Source organism: Oscillibacter sp. CAG:155 (assembly GCA_000436875.1).
Lineage (GTDB): Bacteria > Bacillota > Clostridia > Oscillospirales > Oscillospiraceae > Oscillibacter.
Map to the genome: position 1 here is coordinate 18,354 of FR890934.1, position 11,109 is coordinate 29,462.

9 protein-coding genes are annotated in these 11,109 nt (G+C 62.4%); all 9 read right to left on the reverse strand.

The features are described 5' to 3' along the window. Nucleotides 1-12: 12 nt before the first annotated feature. Nucleotides 13-1,626 (reverse strand): polysaccharide biosynthesis protein, encoded by a 1,614-nt coding sequence (locus tag QZL67_RS07545; protein ID WP_022290120.1) that lies wholly within the window; start codon nucleotides 1,624-1,626, stop codon nucleotides 13-15. A gap of 79 nt (nucleotides 1,627-1,705) precedes the next feature. Further along, nucleotides 1,706-2,530: a purine-nucleoside phosphorylase gene (locus tag QZL67_RS07550; RefSeq protein WP_022290121.1), complete on the reverse strand. Its 825-nt coding sequence runs from the start codon at nucleotides 2,528-2,530 to the stop codon at nucleotides 1,706-1,708. Next, a complete protein-coding gene (locus tag QZL67_RS07555) occupies nucleotides 2,531-2,947 on the reverse strand; it encodes a zinc ribbon domain-containing protein (protein WP_022290122.1) in 417 nt (138 codons plus the stop codon). A gap of 46 nt (nucleotides 2,948-2,993) precedes the next feature. Then, nucleotides 2,994-3,926 carry a uridine kinase gene (locus QZL67_RS07560; RefSeq protein WP_022290123.1) on the reverse strand — a complete coding sequence of 311 codons (933 nt, stop codon included), beginning with the start codon at nucleotides 3,924-3,926 and terminating at the stop codon, nucleotides 2,994-2,996. Nucleotide 3,927: 1 nt separating this feature from the next. Further along, nucleotides 3,928-5,409: a coproporphyrinogen dehydrogenase HemZ gene (gene hemZ, locus QZL67_RS07565; RefSeq protein WP_022290124.1), complete on the reverse strand. Its 1,482-nt coding sequence runs from the start codon at nucleotides 5,407-5,409 to the stop codon at nucleotides 3,928-3,930. 9 nt (nucleotides 5,410-5,418) lie between these two features. Beyond that, nucleotides 5,419-6,042 carry an MBL fold metallo-hydrolase gene (locus tag QZL67_RS07570; protein WP_022290125.1) on the reverse strand — a complete coding sequence of 208 codons (624 nt, stop codon included), beginning with the start codon at nucleotides 6,040-6,042 and terminating at the stop codon, nucleotides 5,419-5,421. Between the two features lie 79 nt (nucleotides 6,043-6,121). Then, nucleotides 6,122-6,565 carry a D-aminoacyl-tRNA deacylase gene (dtd, locus tag QZL67_RS07575; protein ID WP_022290126.1) on the reverse strand — a complete coding sequence of 148 codons (444 nt, stop codon included), beginning with the start codon at nucleotides 6,563-6,565 and terminating at the stop codon, nucleotides 6,122-6,124. Between the two features lie 109 nt (nucleotides 6,566-6,674). After that, a complete protein-coding gene (locus QZL67_RS07580) occupies nucleotides 6,675-8,891 on the reverse strand; it encodes a bifunctional (p)ppGpp synthetase/guanosine-3',5'-bis(diphosphate) 3'-pyrophosphohydrolase (protein WP_022290127.1) in 2,217 nt (738 codons plus the stop codon). After that, nucleotides 8,888-10,984, reverse strand: a complete 2,097-nt coding sequence (recJ, locus tag QZL67_RS07585) for a single-stranded-DNA-specific exonuclease RecJ (RefSeq protein WP_022290128.1) — start codon at nucleotides 10,982-10,984, stop codon at nucleotides 8,888-8,890. The genes QZL67_RS07580 and recJ overlap by 4 nt, the downstream gene beginning before the upstream one ends. Between the last annotated feature and the right edge of the window lie 125 nt (nucleotides 10,985-11,109).

Below are 11,109 nucleotides of genomic sequence, written 5' to 3' on the forward strand. Positions count from 1 at the left end.
CCGTCCCCGGTCTCAGCGCAGGTGCAGCAGGCGGACCAGGGTCTGCCCATGGGGGATGCCCTTCATATCCTCCGCCCGCAGAATCCGCAGTGCGATCACCAGGATAAAGTACACCACAACGCCTGCGCCGATACCCAGCAGCGTGGCCAGAGCGCTGGCGCCGTAGGCGTATTCACCGCCGGTGAGCGCCTGCAGCACCAGGCCATACACCGCCCAGGCTGCTCCGCCCATCACCACGGAGGCGATCACAGGCTTGGTGAAAAGCTGGAGATATCTGGGTTTTTCCGGAGAGTACTTCCACACAAAGAAGAGGTTCAGTCCGGAGATCACCAGATAGCAGCAAAGGGTGGAGATGGGCGCACCGTGGATGTTGATATCCGGGTTCCCCACCAGAACATAGTTCATCACGATCTTCACAACGCCGCCTGCAATCATCGTGCAGATGGGGATACGTTCATGGCCATAGGACTGCAAAATGGCATTGGTGAGCGTCATGAGGCAGATGAAGATGCAGGCGATTCCCAGCACCTGCAGGTGTGGACCCGCTGCCATTGCGGCCTCCTTCTGGGCGGGATAGAGCATCATCAGGATCGGTTTGGAAAGAACGCTGAGGCCTACGCCTGCAGGGATTGCCAAAATGGCAATCAGCCGGAAGGCGGAGGAGATGATGCGGTTGGCCCCGGCGCTGTCCTTCCGGGCCATGGCTGCCGCCGCAAAGGGGATCAGACTCATGGTAACGGGATAGACAAAGGAGGGGGGCAGGTTGATGAGATCCATGCCGAAGGTATACTGCCCGTATAGCGCGGCTGGTTTTTCCGCCAGCAGGCTGGAGATCGCCTCCAGCCGTCCCAGAACGATCTTGGAATCGATAAGGGTGATGATGCTCATGGCGGAGTTGCTCAGCGTGATGGGCACGCCGATGAGCAGTACCTTTTTCATCAGGGTGCCGCTGCTCTCCGGAACGTCCAGAGACTCCGTCCGGTCCCGGTGGCGCAGCAGATAGAAGATCAGGAACACCATGGACAAAATCGTGCCCACCGTGACGCCCAGGATGGCGCCGGCGGCGCTGATCTCCACTCCGTAGCCCAGCTGCAGGAAATACCATGCCAGGGACAATCCGATTCCCAGCTTGCACAGAGCCTCCAGGATCTGGCTCACGGCCGTGGGGGTCATATTCCCCTGACCCTGTGTGTAGCCCCGCATGCAGGCCAGCAGGCACACACAGAATACCGCAGGCGACAGGGCCCGGATGGACCAGAAGGCCAGGGAGTCATTCATGAAGGCGGCCAGCTGAGCGGAGCCGAAGAACATGATGAGGGAGAACACCAGACCCAGGCCGAAGAACAGCCAGATGGACGTGCGGAAAATCTTGCGTTTTTCATTCTCCCGCCCCAGGGCGTGGGCCTCGCTGGTGAGTTTGGAAATGGCCAGCGGCAATCCTGCGGTGGAAATGGTCAAAAGCAGATTGTAAATATTGTAGGCAACCGTAAAATGCGCCTTGCCCTCGTCCCCGATGATGTTGCCCAGGGGGATCTTGTAAACGGCTCCGATGATCTTCACAATGGCCACGGCGGCGGCCAAAATCGCGGCGCCGCCCAGGAATGACTTCTTTTCTTGTTTCGACATGAAGAGAATACCTCGAATTATTGAAAAAATACGCATCAGACAATGCGCGCCGGCCCGGTCTGCTGCGGGCCCGATGGAGTTAGAGTCTGGTCAGGCAGCCCTTGACCAGTGCGCTGAAGCGGGGTCCCGCCTCAGCGGCAGCTTCCAGCACCTCGTCGGAGCTCAGGGGCGTCTCCAGTACGCCGGCACCCATGTTGGTGCAGAGCGTAAAGCCCAGCACCTGCATGCCGCAGTGGGCCGCCACAATGGTCTCCGGCACAGTGGACATACCCACCGCGTCAGCGCCCAGCGTCCGGGCCAGGCGCACTTCCGCCGGCGTTTCAAACTGCGGGCCGGGGAAATACATGTACACGCCCTCCTGCAGGGGGATCTCCAGCGCCTTGGCGGTCTGGCGGGCCACCTCCTGCAAAGCCGGGGTATACACATGGCTCATATCCGGGAACCGGGGACCGAATTCCTCCAAATTGGGACCGCACAGGGGGCTGACGCCGAAGAGCTTGATGTGGTCCGTGATGAGCATGATGTCTCCGGCGGAGAAACTGGTGTTCACCGCGCCGGCGGCATTGGTGACGATCATGGCCTCCGCCCCCAGCAGACGCAGCACCCGCACGGGGTAGCTTACATCCTGGAACGACCAGCCCTCATAGGTGTGGAGCCGGCCCTGCATCACGGCCACATTCTGGCCCGCCAGTTTTCCGAAGACGAACTGCCCCTTGTGATCCGGAGCGGTGGAGCGCTTCATGTGGGGCACCTGGGTATAGGGAACGCAGATGGGATGTTCCACCGCGTCCGCCAATGCGCCCAGGCCGGAGCCCAGGATCAGCAACACCCGGGGGCGGAACCCGTCCAGCCGCTGCCGCAGCGCCTCCGCGCTTTCCCGATACTGTTCCATGGTATAGTCCATTTACTGATCTCCTTTTTCCAATTTTCCGCCGCATTCCCGGCAGAAAGAATCTCCCGCTTGGGTCCGGGCGCCGCAGGTGGGACACCGGTCCTCCGCCTTTTCTCCCCTGAGCCGCCCGATCTCCGCCTGGATGGCCGCTGCCGTCTCGTGAAGCCGGTCGATCTCCTGGAGCTTTTCCAGCAGCACATCTGAGTCCGTAGGGGTCCCGGTGTGGGTGGCGTAGATCATCTCTCCCACTTCCCGGAGGGCATAGTCGATGTCCGCCTTGTTTTCCGCCGCGCGGATGTTGAGTTTTGCCACCGATGCCAGTTCCCAGGCCTTGCCCTTGACGCCATATGCCGCGTCGGAGGCCGTGTCTGCGAATTCACCGGCGGTTTTTCCGACGCACTGGAGCAGTTGCTGCAGCTGTTCGTTCATCTTTCAAACCTCCCCGCGCCTTGCAGGCGCACCGTTTTACGCTCACTCAGTAGGAATAGGTACTGCCGCCGATGAACTCCCGGGCCAGGGAGTCCGGGGCAATGTAGGATTCATCCAGGACCTCGAACCGGGCCAGCGCCTGCAGCATCTCCCCGGCGATGGGGTATTTCTCCTGGGAAACCGCCTCCAGCAGAGGCACCACAAAGGGCTTGAGGGCGGAGACCTCGCAGGCCAGGGACGAATCGAACATCAAGTTCGCATTTTCCTTGTAGGGAGAAATATACAGCTTCTCGCCCCGGGCCACGTTCGGCCACATCTTCAGCGTAAAACTGGCGTCGCTGCCCCGGAACTTGTAGTCCCGGACGATGCGGCGGCACAGCCGCAGCCAGGGGTGCTGGAACACGATCTCACCCTCACCGTTGGTGTAGTTGGACCGGGCGGCGATATACAGCTTGAACGCCTTGGGGTTCTTCCCCACGATGATGTCGTTGAGGGCGTGGATTCCCTCGAAGATGGCCATCTCGTCCGGTCCCAGTTTCAGCGGCTGGGAGAGGATGTTGGAGCGCATCTGCCGGGAGAACTCATACTTGGGCACATGGATGGTCTCGCCCCGGTCCAGCATGGAAAAATGCCGGTTGAGCAGGTCGATGTCGAGACAGAAGGGGGACTCATAGTCAATGGCGCCATCCCGGTTCCGAGGGGCCGTCTCCGGGTCGATGGTGTTGAAATAGTTGTCCATGGAGATGGTGTGGGTGGAGATGCCCATGCGCTCCAGGGCCTCCTCGATCTTCATGGCGGTGGTGGTCTTGCCGGAACCGGAGGGGCCGGAGAGCAGAATCACATGGGACTCCCGCCGGTGCTCCGCGATCTGCCGGGCCGCGTTTTCCACCTTCTTGGCAAAGCCGGCGTCGCACTCCTCTGCAAACCCCTTGGGATCGGTACGGATAGCTTCATTGATCTCCTTGAGGGAATAAGGCATGTCACTGTGCTCCTTTCAACGACTCATAAAACGCCGCGAAGGCCGCCTGGTTGGCTGCCGCCTTCTCCGGCCGCTCGGTATACTCCTTGGGGTATTTCAGATTGAACACCCGCTCGATGTGATTGGTTCCCGGCTCCACCATCTTGGTGGACCCTCCGGCGCCAAAGGACAAAATAGAGCAAAGCTCCGACATGATCTGCACGTTGTACCAGCATTCCGCGCCGGGGCGGCACCAGCCGGTATTCTCAAAGCTGCCGGACATGTACTTTTGCCGGTAGAGGTAGTAGGGACTGTACCCGGCTTTCCGCAGCGCCGGGGCTGCGTAGTCCAGCATCTCGGCCACCGCCTCCGGGCCGGGGATGGGCAGGCCCTCCAGCAAAATGCGGCTGCCCTTTTTCAGCGCCAGGGTGTGGACCGTGACGTTGTCGGTTCCAAAGGCCAGGCACCGGTCCAGAGACCGGCGGAACCCCTCCGGCGTATCCGCCGGGAGCCCCGCAATCAAATCCATATTCACGTGGGGGAATCCATATCCCGCCACCAGCTCCATCGCCGCCTCAATATCTGCGGCGGTGTGGCGGCGGCCGATGGCCCGAAGAACATGGTCCTCCATGGTCTGGGGATTGACCGAGACCCGGGTGACCCCATGGTCCTTGAGCACCGCCAGCTTTTCCGCCGTGATGGTGTCCGGGCGGCCCGCCTCCACAGTGATCTCCTGGCACCGGTCACGGTCGAAGGACTCCTCAAAAGCCGTCAGTACCCGGTCCATCTGCTGGGCGGAGAGAGTGGTGGGGGTCCCGCCGCCCATGTAGAACGAGCGCACCCGCAGTCCCGTCTCCCGCACCATCTGTCCGCCGGACCGGATTTCCTCCACCAGCGCGTCCACATAGGGCGGCACCAGGGCGAAGCTCCGTTCCACCGACTGGCTGACAAAGGAGCAGTAGGCACAGCGGGTGGGGCAGAAGGGAATCCCCACATATACGGCGATATCCCGCTTGTCTAAGTCCCTGGCAGCCCGCAGGGCCACCTCACCGGTCTCCACCGCCAGCGCGGCCCGGTCCGGTGCCACAAAGTACTCCTCTTCCATCATCCGCCGGGCCTGCAGCGCCGTTTTCCCCGCCGCCAGCGCCCAGGTCACCGGCTTGTCGGGCCGGACGCCGGTGAGCATGCCCCAGGGCGGCGCCGTGCCCAGCACCTCCCGGGCCGCCAGGAAAAAGCAGCGGCCGATGGCGTGCCGGCGCTGCCCCTCCCGGTCAAACTCCGTGCCATCCGGGGTGAAAGCCACGCACTGGGCAGCTTTCCTGCCCTGATATGCCAGCTCCACGATCACCTGGCAGCGCTCTTCCGCCTGTTCCAGGGTGATGACCGCCCAAGCTGTGTCCTCCGGGGTGACGGGACTGTATTCCGGCAGCTCGCCGGGGAACAGGGCCATCAGGCTCTGCTCCACCACGTACCGCTCGTCATGACCGATCAGTTGCAGTTTCATGGCGGTCCCTCAGCCCTTTCCGCCCATGGCCTGGAGCAGATAGGGATTCCACTGCCGCTCCCGGTCCAGACTGCTGGGCTCCATATGTCCGGGGTAGACCTTCAGGTCCCCGGCAAGCGCGCCCAAGCGCGCCAGGGACGCCATCATCTTGTTCATGGACCCGCCCAGGAAGTCCGTCCGGCCGCAGGAGCCGGCAAAAAGGGTGTCTCCGCAGAAGAGCACATCGCCGCAGCGCAGCGTGACGGAGCCCTCGGAGTGGCCGGGCGTGGCCAGCACCGTGACCGTCAGATTGCCCACGGCCAGCGTGTCCCCCTCGTCATAGTCCCGGACCTCCCCGGCAAGACGGGGGAAGAGCTGGAGGGCATAGGCATCTCCCTCGTAGCGGTCCCGATGATTGAGGTACACGGGGATCTCCGGCCAGTGTGTCCGCAGTTCGTCCACGGCGCCGGTATGGTCATAATGGCCGTGGGTGAGAAAGATCCCGCAGGGCTTGCAGCCGGTGTTCTCCACCGCCACCCGGATCTGTCCGGCTTCTCCGCCGGGATCGATGACGGCACAAACGCCGGCGTCCTCATCACAAAGAAGGTAGCAGTTGGTGCCGATGGGCCCCACCTGGAGAGAATGGATTTGCATGAAAGACCTCCCGATCCATCAAAACGAAATACTGGGTTGGAATCATGGGCGCGGCCCGGAGACCTGCCCTTGCATGCGCTCAGGGGCGCTCCGTGTCAAAGAGAATGGTGACAGGACCGTGATTCAGGGAATCCACCTCCATCTTGGCGCCGAACTCCCCGTGCTCCACGGTGAAGCCCCGCTGGCGGCAGTGGTCCATGAACCGCTCATAGAGCGGAATGGCCAGCTCCGGCCGGGCGGCCCCGGAAAAGCCGGGGCGGCGGGAGGAGGTGTCGGCGTAGAGCGTGAACTGGGAGATCACCAGAAGGCTCCCCCCCACCTGCTCCAGATTCAGATTCATCTTGTCGTTTTCATCCTCAAAGACCCGCAGATTGCAGATCTTGTCCGCCAGCTTGTCGGCGGTCTCCTCCGTATCCCGGGGGCCTACCCCCAGCAAAACCAGAAAGCCCTGGCCGATCCGGCCCCGGACTTCCCCGTCGATGGTGACGGAGGCGTGGTGAACGCGGGTGACGACAGCGCGCATAGGCGGTTCTCCTCTCTGCAAGTGCTCCGGCTGGCCGGAGCCGTCTTTTGGTTTCTCATCTGCCTCCGGCAGTGCCGGGGAAACAGAAGTCCCGCGGGACGCGGGAGCGTCAGCCGGCGGGGCGGGTGACCCGCAGCACGCCGGAGATCTGGTTGAGCTTGTTCATCAGCGACTTGAGCTGGTCACCGTTTTTGATGCGGACCTCCAGCCGGAAGATGGCAAACTGGTCCTCTGTGCTGCGGGACTGGATGCCCAGCACAAAGGTGTTGGTGACCGACAGTGCCGCGGAGATGTCCAGCAGCAGGTTCAGCCGGTCCTTGCACACCACCTCCAGGGTGGTGGGATAGCTGTCGTTGGTATCACTGCCCCAGGAGACCTTGATCCAGCGGCCCTCCTGCCCCGGCTGGTGCTGTTTTTCTGGGGAGGCGTTGGGACAGTCGCAGCGGTGGACAGACACGCCGTAGCCCCGGGTGATAAAGCCAATGATGGCATCCCCGGGGACCGGGGTGCAGCACTTGGAGAATTTCACCAGGCAGTTGTCCAGCCCCTCCACAATGATGCCCTGCTCGCTCTTGACTTTCTTGGGTGCGGGCTTGGCCTGCTCCTCCGGTTTGTTCTCCCGGCTGAGCGCCGCTTCCATGGCGGCCTTGTCCGCCTGATGCTGCTTGGCGATGCGGCTGAGTTCGCCCTGCATCCGGTTGACCGCCTTTTGAGCGGTGAATCCGCCGTAGCCGATGGCGGCGTACATGTCGTCCAAAGACCCGTAAGCCACCCGCTTCAAAAGTCCCGGCAGGTTCTCCGGCGCCAGCACATCCTTCATGGGGATGCCGCAGTGCTTGAGCTCGGCCTCGAAGGCGGCCCGGCCGTTGGCAATGTTTTCGTCCCGCCGCTCCTTCTTGAACCACTGGCGGATCTTGCTGCGGGCCTCGCTGGACTTGGCGATCTTCATCCAGTCCCGGCTGGGACCCTTGGCGGACTTGGAGGTCAAAATCTCCACAATGTCGCCGTTTTTGAGCACGTGGTCAAAGGTAACGATGCGGTTATTGACCTTGGCACCCACCATATGGTTGCCCACCGCGGAGTGGATGGCATAGGCAAAGTCAATGGGAGTGGCGCCGGCAGGCAGGTTCTGCACATCGCCGCCGGGAGTAAAGACGAACACCTCGTCGGCAAACATATCCACCTTCAGCGAGTGGATATACTCCTCGGCGTCGGTGCCCTCCTGGTTTTCCAGCAGCCGGCGGACCCACTCATAGCGGCCCTCCGTGCCGGCGCCCTGGCCGTTTTGCTTGTACTTCCAGTGGGCGGCCACGCCGTACTCGGCGATCTCGTGCATCTCCCGGGTGCGGATCTGCACCTCGAAAGGCAGTCCGTCGGGGCCGATGACAGTGGTGTGAAGAGACTGGTAGCCGTTGGGCTTGGGGGTGCCGATATAGTCCTTGAACCGGCCCAGAATGGGCTTGTAGAGATCATGGATCACACCCAGGACGTTATAGCAGTCCCCAACGTTTTCCACAATGACCCGGAAGGCAAAGAGGTCGAAGATCTCGTCCAGGGATTTATTCTGGTTGAACATCTTACGGTAGATGGAATAGGGATGCTTCATCCGGCCGTAGACCGTGTGCTGGATATTGAGATCATTGAGCCGCTGGTCGATCTGATCCTGGGTGCGGCGCATGAAGTCCTCGTATTCCTGGCGCTTGGCGTCCAGCTTGGAGACGATTTCGTCATAGCCGATGGGGTCCAAATACTTGAGCGACAGGTCCTCCAGCTCCCACTTGATGCGCTGCATGCCCAGCCGATGGGAGATAGGGGCATAGATCTCCATCGTCTCCAGGGACTTTTGCTTCTGCTTGGCCGGAGACTGATACTCCATGGTGCGCATGTTGTGGAGCCGGTCAGAGATCTTGATCAGGATCACCCGGATATCCTTGCTCATGGCGATGAGCATCTTCCGGAGGTTCTCCATCTGCTCGTCTTCCTTGGTGGCATACTGGATGCGGGTCAGTTTGCTGACCCCCTCCACCAGGTCCGCGATGGTGGGCGAGAAGAGCTTGGAGAGCTGCTCGTGGGTGGCGGCGGTGTCCTCGATGACGTCGTGGAGCAGTGCGGCCTCAATGGACTCACTGTCCAGTTTCAGTTCCTCCGCCACGATCTGGGCCACGGCCAGCGGGTGGATGATATAGGGCTCGCCGCTTTTGCGCTTTTGCCCCTCGTGGGCCTTCTGTGCAAACTCGAACGCCGCCCGGATATGGGTAAAATCCGCCGAAGGATTATAGCCGCGGACGGTTTTTTCCAAATGTTCATACTGTTCCTGAATGGTCACGCGCGGTCACCTCGATTCCGGTCTGCCGCGTCCTGAAGACGGGCGAGATAGGGGCAGGCAAACAGGTCCACCTTCCCCTGAATATGATTGAGACAAAGCGCCAGCCGGTCCCCCCGCACAGAGAGGGAGATCAGTCCCCGCTCGGCAAAGACCCGCAAAGCCAGAGCTGCCCGCAGGAAGCTCTCGCAGCCGCCGGTCTGGGCCGCCAGCTGCCGCAGGTAGGGCAGGAGATCCTCCTCCGCCTTGCCGGTACGCAGCTGCCGCTCCAGCACCACCCAGAAGGCAGCAAACTGGTCTCTGGAGGCCCGCAGGCGGGCACTCTCCTGGGCGGTCAGGCGGCCGCCCTCCACCAGACGGCCCAGCAGGTCCAGGTCCGCCGCCTCGTGGCGGCTGGGAGTCAGGGAGGGCCGGATATCCACCATCTGGAGCTGGAGCGTGGTATTGCCCCGGAAGGTGTTGGCCTGGAGATAGAAGGCCGCGTCCACCCGGGTGCCGGGCGTCACGCCGCACTCCTCCGCCGTGGCGGAGAAGAAGATGGCGTCAAACCGACAGGTCCCCTTAGAGAGGCGCAGCTTGAGATGCTTGCCTTGCCCCACAGGCTGTACGCTGTCCACTGTGGCGCCCAGCAGGGCAAAGACCGGCCGGGGATTTCCGGCGCCGTAGGGCTCCAGCTGGTCCAGCTGTTCCACCTCCGAGAGCGTCACTGCGCCCGGGCAGGTGATGGGGGCGTCCACTTCCAGAGAGGACACCGGCAGCTCACCACCGGTGGCGGCCCGGACATACCGGTTCATCCGGATACGGAAGGCGTCGATATTCCCCTCGGGAATGGTGAAGCCCGCCGCCAGCTCATGGCCGCCGAAGCCGTCCAGCAGATCGGCACAGGACTCCAGCGCGGCAAAGAGGTTGAATCCGCCATAGGATCGGCAGGAGCCCTTGCCCGTGCCGTCCTTGAGGTGGATCATGAAGCTGGGACAGGAGTATTTTTCACTCAGACGGGAGGCCACGATCCCCACTACGCCCTGGTGCCAGGCCTCACTGGAGAGGACCAGGGCGCTGCGCTCCTCGCTGCGCAGCTTCTTGATCTTTTCGGCGGCGTCGGCGCAGATGGCCTGTTCCACCGCCTGCCGCTCCCGGTTGAGATCGCAAAGCCGCCGGGCCAGCTCCTCCGCCCGGGCGGGGTCGCTGGTCTCCAGCAGATCCGCCGCCACGTCCGCCGCGCCCATGCGGCCCGCGGCGTTGATCCGGGGCGAGAGCACAAAGCCGATCTGGATGGAGGTGATGGGCTTGCCCAGAAGTCCCGCCTCTTTCAAAAGGGCGTGAATCCCCACGAAATCCGCGTGGGGCAGGGCCTCCAGTCCGCAGGAAACGATGGTGCGGTTCTCCCCCTCCATCCGCATGACGTCGGCGACGGTGCCGATGGCGGCCAGGGTGCAGTACCGGGCAAAGAGGGCATCCTCCCGATTTTCTCCTCCCAGAGCCAGCACCAGCTTCAGCGCCACGCCCACGCCCGCCAGATGCTTGAAGGGGTACGGACAGTCGGGCCGGTGGGGGTCCACCACCGCCACCGCGTCCGGCAGTGTCTCCTTGCACTCGTGGTGATCCGTCACCACCACATCCATCCCGATGGAGTTGGCAAAGGCCACCTCCTCGTTTCCGGTGATGCCGCAGTCCACGGTGATCATCAGCGTGGCCCCCTGCTCCCGCAGGGAGGCGATGGCATCCTTGCTCAGGCCGTATCCGTCCTCAATGCGCCGGGGAATATGGCGCAGGCAGTGCACACCGCAGCTTTTCAAATAATCCCGCAGCAGCACCGTGGAGGTGATGCCGTCCACATCGTAATCCCCAAAGACTGCCACGGTCTCTCCGTCGGCGATGGCCCGCTGGATGCGCTCCACGGCCTTGTCCATGTCCCGCATCAGCATGGGGGAGATGGTCAGTTTCCGCTCCCGCTCCAAAAACTCCGCCGCAGCCTCCGGTGTGGTGATGCCCCGGGCGGCCAGCACGGTGCTGAGAAGATAGGGGTAGCCGGCGGTGCGCAGGAGGGCAACGTCCTGTTCCGCGGGGCTGCCGATGTTCCATTTTTTGAATTTCACAGGTCTGTTCCCTCCTTTTTTATATAGTACGCCATGGTAACTTAACTATTATAGCAGGCAGCGTCCCGGACGTAAAGAAAAAATCTCAAAAACCCCCATGCTTGTGCCGTTTATCATTAAGTGCG

Excerpts from the sequence above, each read along its gene's own strand:
- QZL67_RS07550 (WP_022290121.1), bottom strand. The coding sequence starts at position 2,530 with ATGGACTATACCATGGAACAGTATCGGGAAAGCGCGGAGGCGCTGCGG.
- QZL67_RS07560 (WP_022290123.1), bottom strand. The coding sequence starts at position 3,926 with ATGCCTTATTCCCTCAAGGAGATCAATGAAGCTATCCGTACCGATCCC.
- dtd (WP_022290126.1), bottom strand. The coding sequence starts at position 6,565 with ATGCGCGCTGTCGTCACCCGCGTTCACCACGCCTCCGTCACCATCGAC.
- QZL67_RS07570 (WP_022290125.1), bottom strand. The coding sequence starts at position 6,042 with ATGCAAATCCATTCTCTCCAGGTGGGGCCCATCGGCACCAACTGCTAC.
- QZL67_RS07555 (WP_022290122.1), bottom strand. The coding sequence starts at position 2,947 with ATGAACGAACAGCTGCAGCAACTGCTCCAGTGCGTCGGAAAAACCGCC.
- hemZ (WP_022290124.1), bottom strand. The coding sequence starts at position 5,409 with ATGAAACTGCAACTGATCGGTCATGACGAGCGGTACGTGGTGGAGCAG.
- QZL67_RS07545 (WP_022290120.1), bottom strand. The coding sequence starts at position 1,626 with ATGTCGAAACAAGAAAAGAAGTCATTCCTGGGCGGCGCCGCGATTTTG.